This window comes from Dactylosporangium sp. McL0621, from assembly GCF_049995355.1.
Lineage (GTDB): Bacteria > Actinomycetota > Actinomycetes > Mycobacteriales > Micromonosporaceae > Dactylosporangium.
Genome location: NZ_CP188259.1, coordinates 8854974 through 8878634 on the forward strand (window position 1 = coordinate 8854974; position 23661 = coordinate 8878634).

Below are 23661 nucleotides of genomic sequence, written 5' to 3' on the forward strand. Positions count from 1 at the left end.
CATGGAGTTCCGCGTCTGGGCGCCGTCCGCGCGCCGCGTCACCCTGCACAGCGGTACCGCCGCCATATCCATGACCGCCGACGGCCAGTGGTGGACGGCGCAGGACCCTTCCGCCGGCGACGGCACCGACTACGGCTTCGCGCTCGACGACGACGAGCGGGTACTGCCCGACCCGCGCTCGCGCCGGCAGCCCGCCGGGGTGCACGAGCGCAGCCGCGTCTACGACCACGGCCGGTTCGACTGGGGCGACGGCGCCTGGACCGGCCGGCAGCTGGCCGGGAGCGTCATCTACGAGCTGCACGTGGGCACGTTCACGCCGTCGGGGACCTTCGACGGGGCGATCGAGCGGCTGCCGTACCTCAAGGAGCTGGGCATCGACCTGGTCGAGCTGCTGCCGGTGAACGCCTTCAACGGCGAGCACAACTGGGGGTACGACGGCGTCGGCTGGTACGCGGTGCAGGAGAGCTACGGCGGGCCCGACGGGCTCAAGCGGTTCGTCGACGCCGCCCACCGGGCCGGGATCGGCGTGCTCGTCGACGCCGTCTACAACCACTTCGGCCCGTCCGGGGCGTACACCCCGCAGTTCGGCCCGTACCTGTCCGCGGGCGCGAACACGTGGGGCCGCTCGCTCAACCTCGACGAGGCCGACAGCGGCGAGGTCCGCCGGTTCATCATCGACAGCGCCGTGCAGTGGCTGCGCGACTACCACGCCGACGGGCTGCGCCTCGACGCCGTGCACGCGCTCGTCGACCGCGGCGCCACCCACCTGCTGGAGGAGCTCGCGGCCGAGGTCGACGCCCTGTCGGCCGAGCTCGGCCGCCCGCTGACGCTCATCGCCGAGTCCGACCTCAACGACCCCCGCCTGATCACCGCGCGGGAGGGCGGCGGCTACGGGCTGCACGCCCAGTGGGACGACGACGTCCACCACTCGCTGCACGCCCTGCTGACCGGGGAGCGGCAGGGGTACTACGGCGACTTCGGCAGCCCCGAGTGCTTCCGGACGGTGTGGGAGTCGGCGTTCTTCCACGCCGGCACCTGGTCCTCGTTCCGCCGGCGGGTGCACGGGCGGGCGGTGGACCGGGAGCGTATCCCGGGGTACCGCTTCGTGGTCTGTCTGCAGAACCACGACCAGGTGGGCAACCGGGCGACCGGGGACCGGCTCACCGCGACCCTCTCCCCCGGGCTGCTGCGCGTCGGCGCCACGCTGCTGCTGACCTCGCCGTTCACCCCTATGCTGTTCATGGGCGAGGAGTTCGCGGCCCGCACCCCGTGGCAGTTCTTCACCAGCCACCCGGAGCCGGACCTGGCCGCGGCCGTGGCCAAGGGCCGCCGCGAGGAGTTCGCCGCGCACGGCTGGCCGCCCGGCGACGTGCCCGACCCGCAGGACCCCGACACGTTCGCGCGCTCCCACCTCGACTGGGCGGGCCTCGACCAGGAGATGCTGGGGGTGTACCGCCGGCTGATCGCGCTGCGCAAGAAGCTGCCCGGCCTGGCCGACCCGCGCCTGGACCGCGTCCACGTGGTCCACGACGACGGGGTCCTGCACATCCGCCGCGGCGAGCACACCGTGGCGGCGAACCTGACCGCGGACCCCCGGACGGTCCCGCTGCGCTCGGAGTGCGTCCTGTTCGCCACCGACGACGCCGTGCTGCTGCAGTCCGGCCTGCTGACCCTGCCCGGGGAGTCGGCCGCGATCCTTTAAGGTTGTCGACTCTTACAATTAATAATGTTAACTGATAGCCTTCCTCACCATCGATCCATCGATGGTGAGGAGTCCCATGAGATCTCGTCGTCGCACATTGGCCCTGGCAGCGGGCGCGGCGCTGACCATCGTGACGGGCATGATCCTCGTGCCCATGCTCAACGCCCAGGCCGCCACGACCGCCATCCAGGCCGCCTGTACCGCCCCGACCTGGGCCGAGGGCAACACCTACACGGTCGGCACCCAGGTCACCTACCAGGGCCACACGTACCAGGCCCTGCAGACGCACACCGCCTACCCGGGGGCCGGCTGGACCCCGTCCACCACGCCGGCGCTGTGGAAGGACCTCGGCACCTGCACCGGTGGCGGCGGCCCGACCACGCCCCCGCCGACCACCCCGTCCGGAGTGCCGTCCGCGCCGGGCAACCTGCGGGTCACCAGCACCGCCAACACCAGCATCGCGCTCGCGTGGAACGCCTCCACCGGCACCGTGACCGGCTACCGGGTGTACGAGGGCTCGACCGTGCGCGCCACGGTCACCGCCACGAGCACCACGGTCTCCGGCCTCACCGCCGGCACGACGCACACGTACACGGTGAAGGCGTACAACGCCCAGGGTGAGTCGGGGGCGTCGAACAGCGCCACCGGCACCACGACCGGCGGCACCACCCCGCCCCCGTCCGGCGCCATGGGCGCGGCGCCCTACATCTACGAGGGCTGGGGCGACCCGCCGAACCCGCAGACGGTCCAGTCGGCCACCGGCATCAAGTGGTTCACGATGGCGTTCGTCCTCTCCAGCGGCGGCTGCACCCCCGCCTGGGACGGCAGCCGCCCGCTCAGCGGCAGCGCCGACGCGACCGCGATCAGCCAGATCCGCGCGGGCGGCGGCGACGTGATCCCGTCGTTCGGCGGCTGGCAGGGCAACAAGCTCGGCCCGAACTGCTCCACCCCGCAGGCCCTGGCCGGCGCCTACCAGACCGTGATCAACGCCTACGGCCTGAAGGCGATCGACATCGACATCGAGAACACCGACGAGTTCGAGAACGACACGGTCCGCAACCGCATCGTCGACGCCCTGAAGATCGTCAAGCAGAACAACCCCTCGCTGAAGGTCATCGTCACCTTCGGCACGGCGACCACGGGCCCCGGCTACTACGCGCAGCAGCTCATCAGCCGCGCCGCCTCGACCGGCGCCGGCATCGACATCTTCACGATCATGCCGTTCGACTTCGGCGGCGGCGCCAACATGTACCAGAGCACGGTCTCGGCCTCCGAGGGCCTCAAGAACATGCTCAAGCCCGCCTTCGGCTGGGACGACGCCACCGCCTACCGGCACATGGGCATCTCCGGCATGAACGGCCTGTCCGACCAGCAGGAGAACACCTCGCCCGCGCAGTGGCAGCAGATCCGCGACTACGCGCAGAACAACCACCTGGCCCGCCTGGCCTTCTGGTCGGTGAACCGGGACCGCCCCTGCCCCGGCGGCGGCGTCGTGTCCAACTGCTCCGGCATCGCCCAGAACAACTGGCAGTTCACCCAGATCACGGCCACCTTCACGGGCTGAGATCGCACCGCCCGGGGGCCGGTGCCACGGCACCGGCCCCTCGGGTCACCGCTCCCGGACGAACCCAGCGCCGTGGCGTTCGTCCGCCGCCCGGGCCTTGCCGTCCAGCCGCCGGCCGGGCGGGCAGGTCCCGGCGACTGACGGCGTCACACCCAGCGCGGCGGGCCGGCCGGGCTCTCGTGCCACAACCGGTCCAGCGCGGTCACCACGTAGGTGTAGTGGTGGCCGGGCTCGGCGGCCGCGTCGGTCCACTCGGTCCCGCGGACCGTGGCCACCAGGTGGGCGGCGTCGGCCAGGTCGCAGGCCGCGGGCGCGGTGACACCGTCGAAGCGGTAGACGCCGTAGGACACCACCGCGCCGAACGGGCCGGTGCCGCTCGCGGTCGGGCGCCAGCGCAGTGCGTTTCCGGCATCGGTACGGCGGGCCGCGGTGATGACGGGGAAGAGCAACGGCTTGGCCGGGCCCCACGACGGCGGGAACGCCGGGCGGCTGTGGTGCTCGGCGGCGAGGATCGTCTCGGCGTCGAGCCGGTTCGCCCGCACCTGCACGGCGCTGAAGTGTACGTCGCCGAGCACCTGCGGGTAGTCCCGGTTGAACGTGAGGTGCTGCGACAGCTCCCGCGGGTCGAACCAGGCCGCGGGCTGCCCGGCCGCCGCGACCTTGTAGTCGGCCTGGCCGATGTAGAGCTGCACGCCGGTCCCGGCGACGACGTCGGCCCACCACGGCACGAGCTTGGCGTAGTCCGCGACGGTGAAGCCGATGTTCCAGTACACCTGGGGCACGATGTAGTCGATCCAGCCCTCCTTCACCCACTTGCGGGTGTCGGCGAAGTTGGCGTCGTAGGACTGCGTGCCGTTGGTGTCGGAGCCGAGCGGGTCGGCCGCCCGGTTGCGCCAGATGCCGAACGGGCTGACGCCGAACTTCACCCAGGGCTTGGCCGCGTGCACGCGGGCGTCCATCTCCTGCACGAGCAGGTCGATGTTGTGGCGGCGCCAGTCGGCCTTGCCCGCGAAGCCGCCGCCGTACTGCGCGAAGGTCGCGTCGTCGCCGAAGTCCTGCCCGGCGGCCGGGTACGGGTAGAAGTAGTCGTCGAAGTGCACGCCGTCGATGTCGTACTTCGTGACCGCGTCCATGACGGCCGTCTCCACCCAGTGCCGGGCCTCGGGTATGCCGGGGTTGAGGTACAGCCGCCCGGCGGCGTTGTTCACCGGATACGGCACCGCCCACTCGGGGTGCACGTGCAGCGGGCTGTTCTCCGGCAGCTTCGCCACGTCGGTCCCGGCCCCGCCCGGCGCCGGCATGCTGGCCCGGTACGGGTTGAACCAGGCGTGGAACTCGAGGTTCTCCTCGTGGGCGCGGCGGACCAGGTACTCGAGGGGGTCCCAGCCCGGGTCCCGGCCGGCGACGCCGGTCAGATACTGCGACCACGGCTCGTAGGGCGAGGGCCAGAACGCGTCGGCGTGCGGCCGGACCTGCACGATCACCGCGTTGTAGTTGAGCGACCGGGCCAGCGTCAGCCAGCCGTCGTACTCGGCCTGCAGCTCGGCCTGGCTCCTGCCGGGCGCGCTGGGCCAGTCGATGTTGACCACGCTCGCGATCCACATCGCGCGCATCTGGTGCTTGGGCGTGGCCGGATCGACCGGGCAGCCGGTAACCGCCGCCGCGGCGGCCGGCGCCGCCGGGGCGAGCGGCACGACCGTCAGGAGCGCAAGGGCGGCCGCCGCGGCGAGCAGGCGGGGTGCACGGACGGACATGGCGCCACCTTCATCCACACGGGTCGATGACGAAATATTTCGCCTATTGAACCCCGATGGTTGGCAACTTTCAACAGCACGGCCCGGTGTAACCCGGAGCGCTATCCGTATCCGACGATGTGTGCCGGAAGCTGGGTGGTGCGGCAGTGGCAGAGGGACGAGCGTCCTGGATCCGGCGCCGGCGGCCGGCGGACCCGCCGTCGCGGGACCAGCCGGAGCAGGAGCGGCCGGCGCCGCGGCTGCGGCTGGTCGCCGACGACCGGTACCCCGACTGGGAGGCCATCTACCGGGACAACGTGCACCGGGTGTACCGGATGATGTTCGCGAAGGTCGGCAACCGCCCGGACGCCGAGGACCTGACGACCGAGGTGTTCCTGGCGGCGCTCGGCCCGCTGCGCACCTCGGCGAGCGTCGGCGAGGTGCGGGCGTACCTGCTGGCCACCGCGCGCACCGCGCTCGCCCGGCACTGGATGCGTACCCTGGGCCGGGAGATCACCGAGCTGGACCCGGAGCAGGTGGCCGACCTGCTGGTGGCCGCCCCGGAGAACCACGAGGCGACGGCCCGGGCGGACCGGATTCTCGCCGGGCTGCCGGATCGGTACCGTCGCATTCTCGAGCTGCGGTTCCTTGAGGCGTGCCCGATCAAGGAGGCGGCCGCGCGGATGGGGATCAGCGTCGCCAACGCGAAGGTGCTGCAGTTCCGGGCGCTGCGGCAGGCGGCGGCCAACGAGAGGACGACGAGATGAGCACCCGGCGACTGCGGCGGTACATCAACGCCCTGCTGGCCGGGAAGCGGCCCACCGCCTTCCGCGCCGAGGAGGAGGACGCCGGGATGCTGCGCGCGGCGATCACGCTGCGCGCCGCCCGGCCGGGCAGCGGGACGCCGAGCGAGGAGTTCGTCACCGGGCTGCGCCGGCGCCTCGCCGCCGAGCTCGACGACGCGCCGGCGGCGCCGGCCCCGCGGCCGACCCGCCGCCGGCTGGTGCTGTGGACCTCCGCGGCGGCGGCCACCGCGGCGGCCGGCGCGGCCGTCGGGGCCACCGTGCAGAACGAGCTCACCCAGCGCCCCGGGCCGCCGCCGCAGCTGCGCCCGAACGCGGGCACCTGGCGCACCGTGGCCACCAGCGCCGAGCTGCCCGACGGTGCGGTCAAGCCGTTCGACCTGGGCGCCGTCAACGGATTCGTCCGTCGCACGGGCGGCCGGCTCTCCGCGGTCTCCGGCGTCTGCACCCACCTCGGCTGCCGCCTGGCGCTCGACCAGCCGCGGCGGGAGCTGGCCTGCCCGTGCCACAACGCCGCCTTCGACCTCGACGGCATGCTGGTGCGCCACCAGCTCAGGAAGGCGCCCGCCCCGCTGCCCCGGCTGGTGGTCCGGGAGGTCGACGGGGTGGTGCAGGTGCTCGCTCCGGCATAGCGGTCCGGCCGCCGGGTGTAACCCGGAGCGCTATCTCCCGGTGAGGGACCCGAGCGTGGGTCCGAACCGGACGGAGGTACCACGTGAGACACCCCAGGTACGTGTCGGTCGCGATGGCGGCGGCCGCGTCGCTCGCGCTCGCCGGCTGCGGTGGCGGGAAGGGCGGTGGGCAACCGGGGAGCGATCCGGCGCCGGCGCCGGCGACGACGGGGGCCGCGACGCCGATGCCGGGGATGCCGGGCATGAGCGCGTCGGCCGCGGACGCGGCGGGCCAGGACGCACCGGCCGCCGCCAACGCGATCGACATCAAGAGCTTCGCGTTCGCCCCGGCGAACGCGACCGTGCCGGTCGGCACCGCCGTCACCTGGACCAACCACGACCAGGATCCGCACACGGTGGTCACCCAGCCGGGCGCGCCCGGCGGCGGGTTCCGCTCCGGGACGCTGAAGGCCGGCGACACGTTCACGTTCACGTTCACCGCGCCCGGCCGTTATGAGTACCTGTGCAGCATCCACCCGTTCATGACCGCGACCGTGACGGTGACGGCATGACCGCCCCCGGGGACCCGCAGGGCATGAGCCGGCGGCAGTTGCTGCGCCACACGGCCTGGTTCGGCGCGGCGGTCGTGCTCACCGTCAGCGGCGGCGAGGTGATCAGCCACGTCGCCGGTGACGCGCCGGCCGCCGCCGCCGATCCGACCGCGCTGCGATTCGTCCAGATCAGCGACAGCCACCTGGGCTTCACCGGCCCGGCCAACACCGCCGTGGAGGCGTCGTTCACCGAGGCGATCGACCTGATCAACGGCCTGCCCGAGCGACCGGCCTTCGTCATGCACACCGGTGACCTCACCCACCTCGCCACCCCGGCCCAGTTCGACCAGGTCAAGCAGATGATGTCCGGGCTGCGCACCGGGCGGGTGCTGACCGTGCCCGGGGAGCACGACTCGGTCGACGACTCGGGGCAGAAGTACCGCGCGGCCTTCGGCGCCGGCACCCGGGGCGACGGCTGGTATAGCTTCGACCTGGCCGGCGTGCACTTCATCGCGCTGGTGAACACGCTGAGCCTGGAGAAGCTCGGGCACCTGGGCACCGATCAGATCGACTTCGTGCGCCAGGACGTGGCCGGCCTGTCCGCCGACACACCGATCGTGGTCTTCAGCCACATCCCGCTGTTCGCGATGTACCCGGCCTGGGGCTGGGGCACCGACGACGCGGCCCAGGTGCTCGCCCTGCTGCGCCGGTTCGCCTCGGTGACCTGCCTCAACGGGCACGTGCACCAGCTGTTCACCAAGACGGAGGGAAACGTGACGTTCCACAGCGCGACCACCACCGCCTACCCGCTGCCCCACCCGGGCGACGGGCCGGCGCCCGCGCCGGTGACGCTGTCGGCCGGCAAACTGCGCGAGGCGCTGGGCATCCGCGAGGTCGGCTACGTGCGCGGCCGGCAGCCGCTCGCGCTGCGGGACCGGAGCCTGGCGTGACCGGGCTCGTCGCGCTCGGGTCCCGGCTCACGGTCGCCGCCGCGCCCCGGCTCGCCCTGCCGCTGCGGCTCACGGTCGTGCTCGCCCTCGCGGTCAGCGGCTACGTGCACGCGGAGCGGTACATCCACGGGTACGAACACATTGCCTGGATCGGGCCGATGTTCCTGATCCAGGCGGGCGGCAGCGCCGCGCTGACGTTGCTGCTGCTGGCCGGCGCCTGGCTGCGCGAGCCGCCGTGGCTGCTGCCGGCCGGCGTCGCGCTCGCCGGCGGCGCCCTGGCCGGTTTCGCGCTGTCCCGCACCGTCGGGGTGTTCGGCTTCGTGGAACGCGGCTGGCAGCCCGCCCCGCAGGCCGCGCTGAGCGTGGTCGCCGAGGCCGTGGTCCTGCTCACCTACGCGGTCGCCGCTGCGCGGGCGGCCCGGCCGCGCTGACCCCCGGCCCGGGCGGCCGTGGTCGATCTGACCTGGGTCTTCGGTGACATTTGTCAGTACCGCGGCGGTACCGGCCCGCCATACATTGATCACATGAGAGATCGCCGGTTCCCGATCGTCACGACCATCGTGCTGGTCCTGACCGCGGTCGCGGAAATTCTACAGTGGACGGTGAAGGGCTGGGGACCGGCCCTGCAGCGCGACCCGGACGGCCTCAGCTGGGCGCACTGGTGGCGACTGTTCTCACCGCTGCTCACGCAGATGGCGTCGCCCGGCGTCTCCGGGACCGCGCAGTTCGCCAGCAACATGGTGTTCCTCGCGGTCATCGGCATCGGCGCCGAACGCGTGCTGGGCCCGCGCTGGTGGCTCGCCGCCTACGCCGTGGGTGGCATCGCCGGGCAGGCCACCGGCTACTGGCTGGAGCCGCCCGGCGGTGGCACCTCGGTCGCGGTCCTCGGCGTCGCGGCGCTGTTCGCGATGGCCGTCGTGCTCGGCGAACGGGCCCCGTCGGTCTCCCTGATGTTCGTCGGCTACTTCCTGGCCGCGATCACCCTGGTCAGCCTCACGAACTTGATCACGGCCGTGGTGGTCATCGTGGCCGGTGCGTGGCTCTACCAGTTCGCGCGGGGCCGCTGGCCGCGGCGGGCCGACCTCGTGCTGATCGGGGCCTCGGTGCTCGCCGCGGCGGTACTGATCGGGGCCGGGGACCACCACGGCTGGGCGTTCGCGGCCGGCATGGCGCTCACCCCGCTCTACCGTCCTGCGCGGCAACGCCGTACAGCCACGCGGGATCGCGACGACCGCACGCTCGACCTCGTCACATGACCGCTCCGATCGGTGTGACGCCACCCGAGTCGTCGCGGCCCCGGATCACCGCCCCGGCCGCGTCCACACCCTCCTCCGGGTAGCCGGCGGCGTGCGTGGCCATCGACCGGGTCACGCACGTCGTACTGGCCGCCCGCCGGGGAAACCCGTTGCCGGTGGCTGGCATCCGATGTCTGCTGGTTCGGCCACCACTCACGGGAGGGAACAAAGACGCGCATGTCGCTGACCGCTCCCACGCTGCGCACCGCTCGCCTTCGACTGCGCCCCTTCGACGACGCGGATGCGAACGACCTCTTCGCGCTGCACAGGAACGCTCACGTGCTGCGCTACTGGGACGCGCCGCCATGGAGCGAACGCGCGCGCGCCGAGCGGTTCATCACGGCTTGCCGGGAGATGGCAGCGGAGGGCACCGGGGTGCGGCTGGCCGTGGATCGCGTCTGCGACGGGGCGTTCATCGGCTGGTGCAGCTTGAACCGGTGGAATCCGGACTACCGCAGCGCGTCGCTGGGCTACTGCTTCGACGCTGCCGCGTGGGGCCACGGCAACGCGACGGAGGCTGCACGCGCTCTGCTGCGGTGGGCGTTCGACACGCTGGACCTCAATCGCGTCCAGGCGGAGACCGATACGCGCAACGTGGCATCTGCGCGCGTGCTGGAGAAGCTCGGCTTCGTGCGCGAAGGGACGTTGCGGGAAGACTGCGTCGTGAACGGCGAGGTCTCCGACTCGTGGGTCTACGGGCTGATCAGGCGAGAGTGGCGGCCGCCGTCCGAGCCGGCTCCCGCCCGCTGACCTTGCGCCCTTGCGAGACCTCGCCCGGTGTCCAGGTGCTTCGCTCCGCGGCGCCGACCGGCCGGCGCCGGGCACTCTCACCGCCGCTGTCCACGCCCGCTGTCCTCAGCCGGCTCCGAACCGCTCGTCGGCCGTGTTCAGCGGCTGAGCTCGTGGCCCGGTGAGCCGCAGGCCCCGCAGCGCGGCCGGCCACAGCCGGTTCGGCGGCGTCAGCCCCGCCAGCACGCCCAGGAAGCACGTCACGCCGGCCGGGTCGCGGGCCAGGGCCGGGTACAGCCACCGCCCGGCCCGGTCCGGCCCGAACGCCGCCATCGAGGTCGTGATGCGGTACATCGCGCGCCGCTCCCGGTCCCGGCGGCGCTGGTAGGCCGCCAGGGCCGCGCGCAGCGGGCGCCCGCCGCCGAGGCCGGAAACGAGTGCGGCCGCCAGCGCGTCGGCGTCGCGCAGGGCGTTGCCGATGCCCTGGCCGGTGATCGGGTCCATGACGAGGCCGGCGTCCCCGGCCAGGGCCCAGCCCGGGCCGAACGGCACACGGTACCCGTTCGGCAGGTCCACCGTCGCCCGGACGGGCCCGGCCAGGCGGGTCCCCGCGAGCCGTTCGCCGAAGCCGGCCCGGAACCCGCGCCCGCGCACGTCGTCGAACCGGGCCCGCGGTACCGAGAGGAAGGCGACGGCGAGGTTGTCGTTCGTCGGCCAGACGGAGGCGAGCCGGTCCGCGCGCGGGTACACCTCGCCGCCGGTCAGCTCCAGGCCCTCGACGTAGGCGTAGCAGGCGCCCGAGGTCGGCGGGCGCACGCGGTACGAGCGGGCGCCGGCCCGCCGGGCGACCGTCGAGCGCTTGCCGTCGGCGCCGACCACGACCGCCGCCGAGGCCGAGGCCGGGGCGCCGCGCCGGAAGGCGCCCTCGACGCCGGTCACGCGGCCGTCCGTCCACAGGAGATCCGTGACGGCGAAGCCCTCCCAGACCTCGGCGCCCGCGGCCCGGGCCGCGTCGACGAGGAGCGCGTCCAGCAGCGTGCGGCGCGGGCTCAGCACGCCGTCCGGGCCCGGGTAGGCGCCGTGCAGCACGGCGGCCGGATGGTCGAAACGGGCCGTTCGGATCATGGGTGTACCGGCGGCAAGCAGCGCCTCGAGCAGGCCCCACCGGCGCAGCAGGGCAACCCCCGGCGGCTGGATCTGGTGCGTGGAGAGCGTGTCGCTGGGGAACCGGGCCCGGTCCACCGCCAGGACCCGCAGTCCCGCGCGGGCCAGCAGCAGCGCCGTGGCCGCCCCCGCCGGGCGCGTGCCGACCACGATCACGTCGTACACCATCGGCTCCTCCCGGTTTTGATACAACGTAACGTAACAGCGTCACGATATGCTGGCAAGCGATGGGACGACCCCGGGAACACGGCGCGGACACGCGGGCGGCGCTGCTGGCCGCCGCGGGGGAGCTCGTGCATGCCGAGGGGCCGGCCGGGGTGTCGGTGCGGCGGGTCGCGGACGCGGTCGGGACCACGACCCGGGCCGTGTACAGCCTCTTCGGCGACAAGGACGGCCTGCTGCGGGCGCTCTCGCTCGACGTCGCCGAGACCATGCGCCGCCACCACGCGGCCGTGCCCGAGCGGGCCGACCCGCTCGCCGAGCTGCCGCTGCTCGTCGCCGGGTTCCGGGCCGCGGCACGGGAGAAGCCGCAGCTCTACGACCTGTTCATGGCCCAGGTCCACGCGGGCGCGGACCCCGGCGATCCCGTGTTCCGGCTGGTGTACGCGAGCTTCGACCGCGTCCTGGGCACGATCCGCCGGTGCCTCGCCCTGGGCCTGTTCCCGGGCCGCGACGAGTTCACCGTCGGCCGGCACCTGCTGGCCCTCGTGCACGGCCTGGCGACCCTGGAACTGCGCGGGGTCCTGGGCGACGAGGACACCGCCCGCCGCGTGTGGGAGCAGGCGACGGCCACGACCCTGGACGGCCTGCGCCGTCAGCCGTAGAGGGGCTCGACCGTCAGCTGCCCGCCCGGGTGGACCAGTACCGCCAGGGTCTCGCCGTCCAGGGCGAAGACCGCCCGCGCCCCGGCCGGGATCGGGATGCGCTCGCCGCGCTCGAGGTCGACGGCGACCGCGGTGTCGTAGCGGGCGTCGGCCGCGAGCAGCAGGGCGCACGGGCGGTCGAGGCGCCCCGCGAAGCAGCCGGCCAGGCGGGCCGGCGACGGCACCGGGATCGGATCGCCGAGCTCCTGGCCCGTGTGGGGGTCCCAACGGTGTACCGCACCGTCCCAGTCGCCGCCGACCAGCATCTCGCGGCCGGTCGGAGCCAGGGCCAGGCCGCCCAGGGACTCGGCGGCCGTCTGCTGCGGCGGCCGCAGCGGGTCGCCGGTCGCGGCGTCCCAGCGGTACAGCGCGGTGTCGTCGCACGCGATCAGGGTCACGCCGCCGGGGCGCAGGGCCGCGGTCACCGCGCGCAGGGCCGGCCCCACGAGCGGGCGGCGGCCCAGGCGCTCCCCCGTCGCCGCGTCCCAGCGGTGCACGCCCCCCGGCCCGGCCCCGGCGAGCACCACCCGCCCGTCCGGCAGCGGGGCCACCGCCACGTCCGTCACCTCGGCCGGGTCGTCGACCGGCGGCAGTTCGGAACCGGTGCCGAGGTCGAACCGGCGCGGCCCGGCGACCCCCGCCGCCAGCAGCACGGTCCGCCCGCCGGGCAGCGACGCCGCCGCCCGCACCACCGCCGCCCAGTTGCCCCGCAGCGCCTTCGTGCGCGCGTCGAAGAGCGGCCCGCACGGCGCGAGCAGCGGCCCGTCCGGGGTCGCCAGCACCGCGACCCAGGCGGCCATGGGGCGGGCGGCGTCGATCCGCACGAGTGACTCCTCTTGACGAAGGGCGGCTGACCTGCTTGAGTAACCAACAGGTTAGATAACCACTTGGTTAGGTACAGGATGAGCACTGATCGGCTGAGTATGACCTTCGCGGCGCTCGCCGACCCGACGCGGCGGGCGATCCTGGCCCGGCTCAGCGCCGGCGAGGCGACCGTGAAGGAACTGTCGGCGCCGTTCACGATGAGCGGGCCCGCGATCTCCAAGCACCTGCGGGTGCTGGAGCAGGCGGGGCTGATCTCGCGCGGGCGGGAGGCGCAGTGGCGGCCCTGCCGGCTGGAGGCCGCGCCCCTGAAGGAGGTCGCCGCGTTCACCGAGGAGTACCGGCGGTTCTGGGACGAGAGCTACTCGCGCCTGGACGCCTACCTGCAGTTTCTGCAAGACGACATCAAGGAGTCCGACGATGAGCACTGACACCCTCGGCGTGACCGGTTTCGAGCTCGACGGCGACCTGGGCGTGCGCGTCACCCGCGTCGTGGCCGCCCCGCCCGAGCTGGTCTTCGACGTGCACACCAGCCCGCGGCACCTGCCGCACTGGATGCTCGGCCCGCCCGGCTGGACCATGCCCGTGTGCGAGATCGACCTGCGGCCGGGCGGGCCGTTCCGGTACGTCTGGCGCACCGAGGCCGGCGAGGAGCTGACGATCTCGGGCACGTTCGAGGAGATCGAGCGGCCCGGGCGGCTCGTGAGCACCGAGGCGTGGAGCGGCGGCTGGGCCACCACCCGCAACACGCTCACGTTCACCGACCTCGGCGGCCGGACCCGGATCACCACGCACATCGCGTACCCGTCGGCCGAGGCGCGGGACAGCGCGCTGCACAGCGGGATGCGCGAGGGCATGGACGCCGGCTACGCCAACCTCGAGGCCTACCTCGCCGGGCAGTTCACCATGCGCCTGGAGCTGGTCCCGGTCCCCGTGGCCGACGTCGGCGCGGCCCTGGCCTTCTACGCCGACAAGCTGGGCTTCCACGTCGACCACGACATCCAGCCCGGAGACGGTGCGCGGATCGTGCAGCTGACCCCGCCCGGTTCGGCCTGCTCCGTCCTGCTCTCCACGGGCCTGCCCGGCCTGCGGCAGGCGCCGGGCGCCGTGCAGGGCCTGCACCTCGTCGTCGACGACGTCCGCCAGGTCCGCGAGGCGCTGCTCAAGCGGGGCGTCGAGGCCGGCGAGGTGATGGACATGGGCGGGATCCTCTACGTCGGGTTCGCCGACCCCGACGGCAACTCGTGGATGCTGCAGGAGATCCCGCCGTCCGCGGCGACCGTGAGCGTGCCCCAGGACGTGCCGGCGACGTAGGGGTACCGGCCGGGGCGCGCGCCGCTGGTGTGCGTCCCGGCCGTCGCGTCGTGGCGGACCCCGCTCCACGCGGTGAGCAGCGACCAGCCGGCCATCGCCCGCACGTAGTGGTCGCCGCACTCGATCTCGTTGAACGGGTTGCGGCGCGTGCCGTCGTAGCGCGCCCGCACGCCGCGGAGGATCGCCAGCCCCTCCTCGTCGAGGCCCTCGTGGAAGCAGTGGGCGGCGACCTGGTACTCCACGCCGGTCCACACCTCGTCGCAGTAGCGCAGCGGGACGGCCGGGCGCCCCCCGTGCGGCCAGCTGCACACCACCAGGCCGGTCTCGTCGCCGTCGGCGAACGAACGGTATCCGTGCGGCTCGAAGTGCGTGCGGAGGTTGTACCGCACGATCGAGCGCAGTGCCGCCCGGACCCGCCCGGCCGGCAGGAGGTGGCCGAGCCCGAGCTCGTGCGCCCACCACTGCCCGAGCAGCTGGTCGGCGAGGCAGCCGCCGCCGAAGTCGTAGAACTCGCCGTTCCACAGCAGCCGGTCGTACGCCTCCGAGGCCCGCTCGAAGTCGTAGGCGGCCGCCACACCCAGCCGGCCCGCCATCTCCCGCATGGCCCGCAGCGCCGCCAGCCACAGCGCGCCGACGTACATGTTCGGCTCGTGCAGCGAGATGTCGTACGTGACCGGCTGGTCGCCGCGCAGCACCCCGTCGCCGGCGACGTCCCACGTGTCCGAGACGTAGGACATGAGGGCGACCAGCGAGGCCCAGTGCGACGACAGCCACTCGACGCCGGCACCGTCCAGGACGCTGCGGTACGTCTTCAGCACCGCGCCCAGCATGCCGTCCAGCGCCGGCCGCTCCGGCCCGCCGATCGGCACCCCGTGCAGCTGCGGCAGGTACAGCGGCAGGACGACCCGGTGCGGGATCGAACCGTCCGCGGCCTGCACCGCGAACTCCGTCTCGCGCATGTCCCGCCCCACGGACGGGAACAGCCGGGCCAGGGCCTGCTCGTAGTTCAGCACGTGGTTGCAGTTGAGCGGGCACGAGCCGCCCGCGTCGCCGTTCCAGTTGCGGGTCGAGGCGCCCAGGGCGCCCTCGAACGCGTACGTGCGCCCGTCCGCGGTGCGGAACACGCTCGGCGAGCGCACCAGGGCCGGCTGGGCCGCGATCGTCTCCCGCAGCGGCTCCGGCAGGTCGCTGCCCGCCACCGCGTCGGCCCACGCGCGCGACGCGGCGTCGAGCCGGTCGCGGCCGGCCAGGTAGGCGTCGAGCACGTCGAGGGCGCCGCCGAACCGGGTCGCGTAGTGGTTGCCGACCCAGAAGCGGCTCGGGCCGTAGTGGTGCTGGGGGCCGAAGCGGTCGAAGTCGGCGTACCGGTTCGGGAACCACCAGGCGTGGACGATGTCGATGGTGGTGGACTCCCCCGGGGCCAGGGCGAACGCGGCCGCGACGCCGGCGTCCCAGGTGTGCCCGGCCGGGCTCGGCCCGCTCGGCGCCCGCATCGGCGACGCGCCCGGGCCGAGCGCCGAGCGCAGCGCCGCGTCCGAGTAGTCGCCGAGCTGGGTCGGGGCGACGAGCCGGACGGTCTCCACGAACCGCAGCAGGGCGTCGGCGTCGTGCGCGCGGGGCAGCACGGCGGCGGGCGCGTCGGTCCACAGCAGCAGCTCGCCGGCGGTGGGGTCGTCCTCGGCCAGGCCCGGGTGGTCCATGAGCACACCGGACTGGCCGGGCCGGCGCAGGAGCCGGTTCACGTTGCCGCCGTAGCCGGCGCCGCGGGTGCCGCGGATCGGCGTCACGCCGTCCCAGCCGGCCGCGTTCTGCAGCGCGCCGAGCAGGAAGCCGTGCCGGAACCCGGCACTGTCGTTGCGGACCGTGAAGCGGTACCGCACGATCGGCAGCGCGCTCGCATCCGCGTCCAGCGGCACGAAGGGCGTGTGCGCCTCGAGCCGGATCGCGACGGGCAGCCCGGGGTCGTCGTAGGTGACGTTCGCGAACGGGTCCGCCCTACGCATCGCCGACGACTACGGCCTCGACGCCGTCGGCATCCAATACCAGCAAGGCCTCAAAGACCTCAGCCCCGCCTCCGACCTCGCCGAGGGCCTCCTCAACAACGCCACCCAGTCACCACCCGCGACGGCACCCGCGTCCTGTGGGACGGCGTCCCGCTACCCCACTTCAACGAAGCCGACGAAGGCGTCGCCGTCGACGCCCTCATCACCAACCGCATCTGGACCGCCATGGGCCTCGACCCGGCCACCACCCTCCACGACGTCCGCTGGGGCGAAACCTACGGCGACGACTTCGTCTGGGTCTGGGAAATCTCCGGCTCGGTCCCGGCGTCCCACTTCGCCACCGGCTACGCCGAAGCCGAAGGCTGGCGCCAGGACCCCGTGTACTTCCCGCTCGGCGGCTCGACCATCAAGGGCATCTGCAAGCCGGGCGAGGTCGTCTGGAGCCGGGTCTTCATCCAGGGCGGCACCCTGCACGCCGACCTGGGCCGCGCATCAGCCGTATCCCTGCCGGCGGAGGAGTCGCAGCGCCGCTCCAACGCGACAACCCCGGCGTGGCCCATCATGCACGCCGTCCTGCACGGCGTCACCCGCGACCAGTTCATGGCCCGGCACAAGGCCAACCACCTGAACGTCGCCTACGCCCCGGACGCCGAAACCGCCGACAAGGCCCTACTGGCCAAGGCCGCGATGCTGTCCGCACTGGGCGTGGAGGTCCACCTCTGCGGAGACGTACCGGTCTGACCCCGCCTGTCCGTGGCCGCATACAGGAGGGTGGCCCGCGGCGCGCCCCCGTTGCCGGTGCTCGACCGGCCGCGTGCCGCGGGGCCCCTCCTGCGTCACGGGAGCGGCTGTGCCGGGACGGCGCGCTCCTGCCGACACCGCCCTTCGTATCAAAGGGCGTCAACGTGTACCGCTACTCGTGCAGGCCGCCCGCCACGACGTGGATGAAGGCGGCCTGCACGTCGTCGACCGTCTGGGCGAAGTCGACGTACGCGCCCAGCGGCTGCAGGGCCGCCTTCAAGCGGTCCGCCGCGTCCTTCTTGCCCAGGACCACCACGCTGATCGTGACCGGGCGCTCCTTGTCCTGCAGCTCCGTGAGCTTCTGCACCATCGCGGCCACGGCCTGGGCGTTCGTGCTGTCCTTGTTCGCGTCGTCGGTCAGGATGAAGATCTGGTTGAACATGTCGTCGTGCCAGTCGTCGCGCACCGACTGGTACGCGGCGACGACCGTGTCCAGCAGGCCCGCGCCGGCCTTGTGGGTCGTCAGGGTGCTCACCGAGCGGGCGAACGCGGCCCTCGAGGTCTCGTCGAGGCGGTCCGACGGCAGCAGCTTGCGGTACCCGCCGGGCTGGCCGGGGCTGATCTCCCACAGGCCCAGGCGGGAGCCGACCGGCATGAGGTCGCCGACCACGCGGCAGCCGGACTTGAGCACGTCGATCGGCGCTTGTTTGCCGCCGGGCGCGGCGCTGCCGATCACGGCGGGGCTGGAGCCCGCGCCGGTGCCGGGGCCGGCCATGTCCACGGCGATGAGCAGGTTGCTGCGCCGGTCCTCGGGGTCCCACGTGGCGAAGACGTGCTGCACGTGGTGGGCGGCGAGCACGTCGAACGGCGGCGCGGTCGGCTCGGGCAGGGCGGAGCCGCCCTCGAACGGCGGGCGGACCTGGCCCGGGCCGCGCAGGCCCGCGGCGGAGATGGCCTGGCGGACCTCGGTGGTCTCGAAGCTCGCGAGCAGGCGCTTGAGGGCCACGGCCCGCTGCGGGTCCCGGGCCGCCGCGGCGGTGGGCAGCCAGGTGTACCGCATGAGCGCGGTATGGTCCGCCCCGCTGAGATAGACGCGGTTCGGCGCCACGTTCATGATCGGCAACAGCGCGTACTCGGGAACCAGCCCGACCTCGCCCACCTCGTTCGGGGTGGCGGCCAGGTCGTGGTTGACGGTGCGGGTCACCGCCCGCGTGGTGTTCAGCGCGAGCGAGGAGGCGTCCATGCCGTCCTTGAGCCAGACCGCCTCGCCCACGGCTCCGGCCGCGACCAGGCCGTCGCCGGACAGCGACGGGTCGCGGACGACGAGCCGCACGCCGCTGCTCTTGCCGTCGAGCAGCCCGGCCAGGGCCAGCCAGCCGCCGCCCCCGCCCTTGATCTTGTCCGCGGTGGCCTGGTCGGTGACCATGAGGATCGGGGTGGTCGCGATCGTGGCCCCGGCGCTCGTCTCCTGCCGTACGGCGCCGCCCTTGTCCTTGTCGGTGGGCACGAGCAGGCCCGGGGGCGCGACGGTGGCCCAGGAGGCGTCGTCGGGGATCCACACGTCGGCGTTGACCTGTGCGAGCTGCCCGCCCGCGGGGCGGCCGTCGGCGGCGGTGATGTCGAGCAGGACGCAGTCCGGGCCGGAGCGCAGCACGCGGCCGGCGGCGGAGACCACGGTGGAGAACGAGGAGGCGGTCACCACCCGCAGCGTGGTGGGGCAGCCGGTGCCGTCGTCGCCGGCGGGCCGCCCGCGCAGGGCGTACCAGCCCGCGCCGGCGACGAGCCCGACGGCGAGCAGCAGCACGAGCCCGCGCATGACCGCGCCGAGCGAGCGCGTACCCGCCTGATGCCTACCCATTTTCGCCACACTCCCCCTGGCCGCCGGCAAGTATGACATCGAGCAGGGCGGATTCCGGCCCTTGGTCAGCCGGTCGGAGGCGAGCCTCGGCCGTTCGGATGGTGCATTCTGCGCAGATCAGCCGCAGTGCGCGACGCAGGGTGACGACATCGACACGTATGCTCCGGTTCCGTCGGAAACAGGTCAGACCGGCCGGCCGGGCCGCCGGGGCCGGCGCCTATTCCTCCACTGTGGACGACATGAACGTCATTTGAACTGGACATTGACGGCCGGGGTTTGTACCGATGGGGCACAATCGGGGCCGTGAAGCGGACCGGACCCCTGATCGTCCTGGTGCTCGTGCTGGTCGTCATCGGCGCCGTCGCCGGGCACCTGCTCGGCCGCGGGGGCGGGGCCGGGGCGGGCGGCGTCAAGCAGCTCACGGCCATCGTCGGCTCCGAGAAGCTGCCGTACTTCGCCGACCCCGACGTCAAGGCCGCCCTGGCCCGGCACGGGTGGGCGGTGCGGGCCGACGCGGCCGGGTCCCGGCAGATGCCCACGCGCACGGCCGGGTACGACTTCGCCTTCCCCAGCAGCAAGGCCGCCGCCGAGGAGGTCCGCCGGCACAGCGCCCCGAAGGGCGACAACGTCGCGGTGTTCTCCTCGCCGCTGGCCGTCGCGACCTTCCAGCCGATCGTGGACCTGCTCAACAGCGCCCACCTCGCCGAGCGCGACAGCGCGCGGGTCTGGCGGCTCGACCTCAAGGCGCTGGTCGACGCCAACCGCCGCAACCTCAAGTGGACCGACATCCCCGGCAACACGACGCGGCCGGTCGCGCAGAACGTGCTCGTGGCCACGACCCGGCCGGCCGACTCCAACTCCGCGGCGATGTTCGCCGCGCTGGTCAGCCAGGTCACCGGCGGCGACCTGGGCGCCGTGGCCAAGCTCTTCACCGACCAGGGCGCCGTGGACACCACGAGCGAGGAGCCGTTCGAGAGCTACCTGGGCCGCGGCACCAACTTCGCGCCGATGGTGCTCATCTACGAGGCCCAGTTCGTCGACCACGCGGTCAACCAGGGCCTGAGCAACGGGCAGACGGTGCTGTACCCCAACCCGACCCTCATGTGCGAGCACACGATCGTGCCGCTGAGCGACGCCGGCGCGACGGTGGCCAAGCTCCTCGCGAGCGACCCCGACCTGCAGCGCCTGGCGGCCAAGCACGGCTTCCGCACCGCGGACAGCACGCTCACCGCGCCGGTCTTCGCGAAGGTACGCCCCGGCGACGCCGCGCTCCCGGACTCCATCGCCGGCGCCGTGCCCGAACCCGACTACGACGCCCAGCACGACCTGCTGGCGAGGCTTGAGGAGAAGATGGCGTGAGCGGTACCGAGCGAAGCGGAGGCGGCGGCATGCGGCGGCTCGGCGTCGCGTTGATCGCGGCGACCCTCCTGCTGGGCGCCTGCACCGAGAAGCCGAAGGGGGCCGAGCCCGCCGCGAGCGAGGGCGCGTTCCTCAAGGGCTCCGGCACCCTGCGCGTGCTCGCCGGCAGCGAGCTCGCCGACCTCCAGCCGATCCTCGACCAGGCCCGGCAGGCCACCGGGGTCGAGGTGAAGCTCCAGGCCACCGGCACCCTCGACGGCGTCGAGAACGTGGTGTCGGGCAACGCCGCCAAGAGCTACGACGCGATCTGGTTCGCCAGCAACCGGTACCTCCAGCTGCACCCGGGCGCCGGGGACAAGATCGGCACCGCCACCAAGGTCGCGACCTCCCCGGTCGTGCTGGGCCTGCGCGAGACCGTGGCCAAGCAGCTCGGCTGGGACCAGCACCGCCCGACGTGGTCGGAGATCGCGGTCGCGGCCGGCGAGCACAAGTTCACCTACGGCATGACCAACCCGGCCAGCTCGAACTCGGGCTTCTCCGCGCTCGTCGGGGTCGCCGCGGCGCTGTCCGGCACCGGCGCCGCGCTCAGCGCCGAGCAGATCGCCCCGCTGACCCCGCGGCTGCGGGCGTTCTTCGCCGGGCAGAACCTGACCGCGGGCTCGTCGGGCTGGCTGGCCGACGCCTTCACCAAGAACGCCGTGGCGAAGAACGACCACGCCGTCGACGGGCTCGTCAACTACGAGTCGGTGATCCTGTCGCTCAACGCGTCAGGCAAACTGCCCGAAAAGCTTTCCGTGGTGTACCCGTCCGACGGCGTCGTCACCGCCGACTACCCGCTGACCCTGCTCGCCGGGGTGCCGGAGCAGACGAAGACCAACTACGCGGCGATCGCCGACTACCTGCGCCGCCCGAGCGTGCAGCAGCAGATCATGGAGCGCACGTGGCGGCGGCCCGCGGTGCCCAACCTGGCGCTCGGCGCCGAGTTCGGGCCCAAGGGCGGCGGGAGCCTGCCGGAGCTGCCCTTCCCGGGCAAGCTCGAGGCGGCCAACGCGCTCATCGGGGCGTTCGGCGACGACCTGCGCAAGCCGGCCCGCACGATCTACGTGCTGGACCTGTCCGGATCGATGAAGGGCGAGCGGATCGAGGGCCTCAAGAACGCCCTCATCGGCCTCACCGGCGCCGACACCAGCCTCTCCGGGCAGTTCAGCCGGTTCAACGGCCGCGAGCAGGTGCTCATGATCCCGTTCAGCAGCAAGCCGGGCCAGGTGAGCCGGTTCGACGTGCCCGAGGACAACTTCCAGCCGACCCTCGAGCAGATCCGCGGGTACGTCGGCGGGCTGAAGGTCTCCGGGGACACCGCGATCTACGACGCCCTGTTCACCGCCTACGACCAGGCCGCCGCCCTGGCCAAGGAGGACCCCGACCGGTTCACGTCGATCGTCCTGCTCACCGACGGCGAGGTCACCGCCGGGGCGCGCCTGGACGCGTTCAGGTCGCGGGTGCCGCAGCTGGCGAAGGTACCGGTGTTCACGATCCTCTTCGGCGAGGGCAACGTCGCCGAGATGCAGCAGATCGCCGACCTGACCGGGGGCCGCACCTTCGACGCGCGCACCGGTTCGCTGCCCGCGGCGTTCAAGGAGATCCGCGGGTACCAGTGATCTTGTAACGCGGTGTTCAAGCCCCGGCAGTGGTGAAACGCCGGGGCGTGGGGTACATCGAAAGTATGACGGAACTCTCGCTCGACGACTACCTGGTCGAGGACGACGACGATGACGACCCGGTGCTGCTGCGCAAGGACGGCCAGCCGGTCGACACGTGGCGGGAGGACTACCCCTACGACGAGCGCTTGACGCGGGCGGAGTACGACCGCGTCAAGCGCCTGCTGCAGATCGAGCTGCTCAAGCTGCAGAACTCGATCAAGGACAGCGGCGACCGGCTCGTGATCCTCTTCGAGGGGCGCGACGCGGCCGGCAAGGGCGGCACGATCAAGCGGTTCATGGAGCACCTCAACCCGCGCGGCGCCCGGGTGGTCGCGCTGGAGAAGCCCAGCGAGCGCGAGCTCACGCAGTGGTACTTCCAGCGCTACATCCAGTACCTGCCGGCCAAGGGGGAGATCGTCCTGTTCGACCGGTCCTGGTATAACCGGGCCGGCGTCGAGCGGGTCATGGGCTTCTGCAACCGGGCCGAGTACCTCGAGTTCATGCGCCAGGCCCCCGAGCTCGAGCGGATGCTGGTGCGCTCCGGCATCAAGCTCGTCAAATTCTGGTTCTCGGTGTCGCGCAACGAGCAGCGCACCCGATTCCTGATCCGCCAGGTGGACCCGGTACGGCAATGGAAACTGTCGCCGATGGATCTCGCCTCGCTGGACAAATGGGACGACTACACCGAGGCGAAGGAGGCGATGTTCTTCTACACCGACACCGCCGACGCGCCGTGGACCGTCGTGAAGAGCAACGACAAGAAGCGGGCCCGGCTCGAGGCGATGCGGCACGTGCTGAGCCGCTTCCAGTACGACAACAAGGACAACGAGATCGTCGCCGCGCCCGACCCGCTCATCCTGGGCCCGGCCGCGCTCGCCGACGACAAGGCCGACGACGCGCCGCGCCTATAAGTTGTAGGAGATGATTCGCTTTCCTTGAGTAACAACACGCCGAACGGTTGAGTAGGGCAAGTTCGGTATTCACGCCCGCGGCATTCACGGCCCGGTTGTTCACGTCGTAATGTGTAGCCCGTGCGGGAGCTTGGGGCGGCGTTGTTCGGCAAACACGTCACGCTCGCTTACTCAAGTGACGACGAGATTCGCGGGCTGCTGGCGGACTTCGCGCAACGGGCGGTCACCGCAGGTCACCGCGTCGTGGTCTTCCTGGACACCGAATCGGGCGACCTGGCCCGGGAACTGGCCGAGGGCGTGACCGGGGCCGTGACCGGGCAGTTCACGACGGTCCGCTTCAGCACCGGTCAGACCGGTGCCCCGCTCGGCGCCTTCGGCGGCCCGGTCTTCGGCGTGGCGGACATGCTCGACCTGCTCACCCGGCTCGCCGACGAGACCCTCGGCGGCGGCTGGCCGGCGGTCTCCGTCGCCGGCCAGATGACCTGGACCGACCGGCCCGCGTGGACGCCGACCGACCTGTTCGCGTACGAGCACGAGGTGGACCGCCTCTTCGGCGACCCGCGCGTCACCGGGCTGTGCCTCTACGACCGCCGCCGCTTCGGCAAGGAGCTGCTGGCCCGCATCGGCGCCGTCCACCCGGGCCCGCTGCTCGCGTTCACCCTCGGCGGCTGGGGGGCCCACCTGCGGCTCACCGGCGAGCTCGACGCCTCCAACGCCGAGTCGCTGCCCTGCATCCTCGAGCTCGTGGCCGGGGCCGACTCGGTGGTCATGCTCGACGCGAGCGACCTCGACTTCGTCGACGCGGCCGGGGCCGGGCACATCGTCCGCTTCGCCGCGTCCCGCCCGCACCGCCACACCGTCGTGCGCTGCGGCCGCGCCGTGCGCCAGGCGCTGGAGCTGGTGGGCGCGGAGTCGGTACCGAGCCTCGTGCTGCGCGACCGGGTCCCGGCGGTTTCCGTGTCGGCCGCTTCGTGACCGCACCGTTGGG

General features: G+C 72.9%; 23 protein-coding genes. 17 read left to right on the top strand and 6 right to left on the bottom strand.

Translation table 11 applies throughout. The features are described from left to right. The first annotated feature begins 1 nt into the window (after nt 1). A complete protein-coding gene (gene treZ / locus ACPPVO_RS42000; protein ID WP_426504150.1) occupies nt 2-1702 on the top strand; it encodes a malto-oligosyltrehalose trehalohydrolase in 1701 nt (566 codons plus the stop codon). A 76-nt stretch (nt 1703-1778) separates the two neighbouring features. Continuing rightward, on the top strand, nt 1779-3266 hold the full coding sequence (locus tag ACPPVO_RS42005) for a carbohydrate-binding protein (RefSeq protein ID WP_426504151.1): 1488 nt from the start codon (nt 1779-1781) through the stop codon (nt 3264-3266). 146 nt (nt 3267-3412) lie between these two features. Here ACPPVO_RS42005 and ACPPVO_RS42010 read toward each other — a convergent pair whose 3' ends face one another. Beyond that, on the bottom strand, nt 3413-5020 hold the full coding sequence (locus ACPPVO_RS42010) for a glycoside hydrolase family 10 protein (RefSeq protein ID WP_426504152.1): 1608 nt from the start codon (nt 5018-5020) through the stop codon (nt 3413-3415). A 146-nt stretch (nt 5021-5166) separates the two neighbouring features. Between ACPPVO_RS42010 and ACPPVO_RS42015 the strand changes: the two genes are divergently transcribed. From ACPPVO_RS42015 to ACPPVO_RS42040, 6 genes are all read left to right on the top strand, one after another. Then, nucleotides 5167-5766, top strand: a complete 600-nt coding sequence (locus ACPPVO_RS42015; RefSeq protein WP_426504153.1) for an RNA polymerase sigma factor — start codon at nt 5167-5169, stop codon at nt 5764-5766. Continuing rightward, nucleotides 5763-6434: a ubiquinol-cytochrome c reductase iron-sulfur subunit gene (locus ACPPVO_RS42020; RefSeq protein WP_426504154.1), complete on the top strand. Its 672-nt coding sequence runs from the start codon at nt 5763-5765 to the stop codon at nt 6432-6434. Before ACPPVO_RS42015 ends, ACPPVO_RS42020 begins: the two co-directional genes overlap by 4 nt. Nucleotides 6435-6517: 83 nt before the next feature. Further along, entirely contained in the window at nt 6518-6985 is a 468-nt protein-coding gene (locus ACPPVO_RS42025) for a cupredoxin domain-containing protein (protein WP_426504155.1), read from the top strand. Beyond that, entirely contained in the window at nt 6982-7914 is a 933-nt protein-coding gene (locus ACPPVO_RS42030; protein WP_426504156.1) for a metallophosphoesterase family protein, read from the top strand. The genes ACPPVO_RS42025 and ACPPVO_RS42030 overlap by 4 nt, the downstream gene beginning before the upstream one ends. Then, nucleotides 7911-8345 (top strand): hypothetical protein, encoded by a 435-nt coding sequence (locus ACPPVO_RS42035; protein WP_426504157.1) that lies wholly within the window; start codon nt 7911-7913, stop codon nt 8343-8345. The genes ACPPVO_RS42030 and ACPPVO_RS42035 overlap by 4 nt, the downstream gene beginning before the upstream one ends. 93 nt (nt 8346-8438) lie before the next feature. Then, nucleotides 8439-9170 carry a rhomboid family intramembrane serine protease gene (locus ACPPVO_RS42040; RefSeq protein ID WP_426504158.1) on the top strand — a complete coding sequence of 244 codons (732 nt, stop codon included), beginning with the start codon at nt 8439-8441 and terminating at the stop codon, nt 9168-9170. Here the strand turns inward: ACPPVO_RS42040 and ACPPVO_RS42045 are convergent. Next, nucleotides 9163-9285, bottom strand: coding sequence for a hypothetical protein (locus ACPPVO_RS42045; protein WP_426504159.1), 123 nt, complete (start codon nt 9283-9285; stop codon nt 9163-9165). The two genes, ACPPVO_RS42040 and ACPPVO_RS42045, sit on opposite strands and share 8 nt — an antisense overlap. A 101-nt stretch (nt 9286-9386) precedes the next feature. On the opposite strand from ACPPVO_RS42045, the gene ACPPVO_RS42050 reads away from it, so the two are divergent. Continuing rightward, a complete protein-coding gene (locus tag ACPPVO_RS42050) occupies nt 9387-9959 on the top strand; it encodes a GNAT family N-acetyltransferase (RefSeq protein WP_426504160.1) in 573 nt (190 codons plus the stop codon). Nucleotides 9960-10064: 105 nt separating this feature from the next. Here the strand turns inward: ACPPVO_RS42050 and ACPPVO_RS42055 are convergent, their stop codons facing one another. Beyond that, nucleotides 10065-11270 carry an NAD(P)/FAD-dependent oxidoreductase gene (locus ACPPVO_RS42055; protein ID WP_426504161.1) on the bottom strand — a complete coding sequence of 402 codons (1206 nt, stop codon included), beginning with the start codon at nt 11268-11270 and terminating at the stop codon, nt 10065-10067. A gap of 59 nt (nt 11271-11329) precedes the next feature. Between ACPPVO_RS42055 and ACPPVO_RS42060 the strand changes: the two genes are divergently transcribed. Beyond that, nucleotides 11330-11926 (top strand): TetR/AcrR family transcriptional regulator, encoded by a 597-nt coding sequence (locus tag ACPPVO_RS42060; RefSeq protein ID WP_360388225.1) that lies wholly within the window; start codon nt 11330-11332, stop codon nt 11924-11926. Here the strand turns inward: ACPPVO_RS42060 and ACPPVO_RS42065 are convergent. Continuing rightward, the gene (locus ACPPVO_RS42065; RefSeq protein WP_426504162.1) at nt 11917-12789 is read right to left on the bottom strand and encodes a WD40 repeat domain-containing protein; all 873 of its coding nucleotides are present in this window, start codon (nt 12787-12789) and stop codon (nt 11917-11919) included. The genes ACPPVO_RS42060 and ACPPVO_RS42065 overlap by 10 nt on opposite strands. Nucleotides 12790-12867: 78 nt before the next feature. Between ACPPVO_RS42065 and ACPPVO_RS42070 the strand changes: the two genes are divergently transcribed. Continuing rightward, complete coding sequence (locus tag ACPPVO_RS42070) at nt 12868-13218, top strand: ArsR/SmtB family transcription factor (protein WP_426504163.1); 351 nt, start codon at nt 12868-12870, stop codon at nt 13216-13218. Continuing rightward, complete coding sequence (locus ACPPVO_RS42075) at nt 13208-14101, top strand: SRPBCC domain-containing protein (RefSeq protein WP_426504164.1); 894 nt, start codon at nt 13208-13210, stop codon at nt 14099-14101. The genes ACPPVO_RS42070 and ACPPVO_RS42075 overlap by 11 nt, the downstream gene beginning before the upstream one ends. Here ACPPVO_RS42075 and ACPPVO_RS42080 read toward each other — a convergent pair. Next, nucleotides 13999-16104 (bottom strand): GH116 family glycosyl hydrolase, encoded by a 2106-nt coding sequence (locus ACPPVO_RS42080; protein WP_426504165.1) that lies wholly within the window; start codon nt 16102-16104, stop codon nt 13999-14001. The genes ACPPVO_RS42075 and ACPPVO_RS42080 overlap by 103 nt on opposite strands. A gap of 225 nt (nt 16105-16329) precedes the next feature. Between ACPPVO_RS42080 and ACPPVO_RS42085 the strand changes: the two genes are divergently transcribed. Beyond that, the gene (locus ACPPVO_RS42085; RefSeq protein ID WP_426504166.1) at nt 16330-16845 is read left to right on the top strand and encodes a hypothetical protein; all 516 of its coding nucleotides are present in this window, start codon (nt 16330-16332) and stop codon (nt 16843-16845) included. Between the two features lie 172 nt (nt 16846-17017). Here ACPPVO_RS42085 and ACPPVO_RS42090 read toward each other — a convergent pair whose 3' ends face one another. After that, a complete protein-coding gene (locus ACPPVO_RS42090) occupies nt 17018-18703 on the bottom strand; it encodes a substrate-binding domain-containing protein (RefSeq protein ID WP_426504167.1) in 1686 nt (561 codons plus the stop codon). Nucleotides 18704-19006: 303 nt separating this feature from the next. Between ACPPVO_RS42090 and ACPPVO_RS42095 the strand changes: the two genes are divergently transcribed. From ACPPVO_RS42095 to ACPPVO_RS42110, 4 genes are all read left to right on the top strand, one after another. Then, a complete protein-coding gene (locus ACPPVO_RS42095; protein WP_426504168.1) occupies nt 19007-20062 on the top strand; it encodes a hypothetical protein in 1056 nt (351 codons plus the stop codon). Beyond that, complete coding sequence (locus ACPPVO_RS42100) at nt 20059-21720, top strand: VWA domain-containing protein (protein ID WP_426504169.1); 1662 nt, start codon at nt 20059-20061, stop codon at nt 21718-21720. The genes ACPPVO_RS42095 and ACPPVO_RS42100 overlap by 4 nt, the downstream gene beginning before the upstream one ends. A gap of 65 nt (nt 21721-21785) precedes the next feature. Continuing rightward, nucleotides 21786-22673, top strand: coding sequence for a polyphosphate kinase 2 (ppk2, locus tag ACPPVO_RS42105; protein WP_426504170.1), 888 nt, complete (start codon nt 21786-21788; stop codon nt 22671-22673). 120 nt (nt 22674-22793) lie between these two features. After that, entirely contained in the window at nt 22794-23648 is an 855-nt protein-coding gene (locus tag ACPPVO_RS42110; protein ID WP_426504171.1) for an MEDS domain-containing protein, read from the top strand. Nucleotides 23649-23661: the final 13 nt, after the last annotated feature.

What these genes read in the sequence shown, in the direction of transcription:
- treZ (WP_426504150.1), top strand. Translation starts at nt 2, where the DNA reads ATGGAGTTCCGCGTCTGGGCGCCGTCCGCGCGCCGCGTCACCCTGCAC.
- ACPPVO_RS42005 (WP_426504151.1), top strand. Translation starts at nt 1,779, where the DNA reads ATGAGATCTCGTCGTCGCACATTGGCCCTGGCAGCGGGCGCGGCGCTG.
- ACPPVO_RS42010 (WP_426504152.1), bottom strand. Translation starts at nt 5,020, where the DNA reads ATGTCCGTCCGTGCACCCCGCCTGCTCGCCGCGGCGGCCGCCCTTGCG.
- ACPPVO_RS42020 (WP_426504154.1), top strand. Translation starts at nt 5,763, where the DNA reads ATGAGCACCCGGCGACTGCGGCGGTACATCAACGCCCTGCTGGCCGGG.
- ACPPVO_RS42030 (WP_426504156.1), top strand. Translation starts at nt 6,982, where the DNA reads ATGACCGCCCCCGGGGACCCGCAGGGCATGAGCCGGCGGCAGTTGCTG.
- ACPPVO_RS42040 (WP_426504158.1), top strand. Translation starts at nt 8,439, where the DNA reads ATGAGAGATCGCCGGTTCCCGATCGTCACGACCATCGTGCTGGTCCTG.
- ACPPVO_RS42050 (WP_426504160.1), top strand. Translation starts at nt 9,387, where the DNA reads ATGTCGCTGACCGCTCCCACGCTGCGCACCGCTCGCCTTCGACTGCGC.
- ACPPVO_RS42055 (WP_426504161.1), bottom strand. Translation starts at nt 11,270, where the DNA reads ATGGTGTACGACGTGATCGTGGTCGGCACGCGCCCGGCGGGGGCGGCC.
- ACPPVO_RS42060 (WP_360388225.1), top strand. Translation starts at nt 11,330, where the DNA reads ATGGGACGACCCCGGGAACACGGCGCGGACACGCGGGCGGCGCTGCTG.
- ACPPVO_RS42070 (WP_426504163.1), top strand. Translation starts at nt 12,868, where the DNA reads ATGAGCACTGATCGGCTGAGTATGACCTTCGCGGCGCTCGCCGACCCG.
- ACPPVO_RS42075 (WP_426504164.1), top strand. Translation starts at nt 13,208, where the DNA reads ATGAGCACTGACACCCTCGGCGTGACCGGTTTCGAGCTCGACGGCGAC.
- ACPPVO_RS42080 (WP_426504165.1), bottom strand. Translation starts at nt 16,104, where the DNA reads ATGCGTAGGGCGGACCCGTTCGCGAACGTCACCTACGACGACCCCGGG.
- ACPPVO_RS42085 (WP_426504166.1), top strand. Translation starts at nt 16,330, where the DNA reads ATGGGCCTCGACCCGGCCACCACCCTCCACGACGTCCGCTGGGGCGAA.
- ACPPVO_RS42090 (WP_426504167.1), bottom strand. Translation starts at nt 18,703, where the DNA reads ATGGGTAGGCATCAGGCGGGTACGCGCTCGCTCGGCGCGGTCATGCGC.
- ppk2 (WP_426504170.1), top strand. Translation starts at nt 21,786, where the DNA reads ATGACGGAACTCTCGCTCGACGACTACCTGGTCGAGGACGACGACGAT.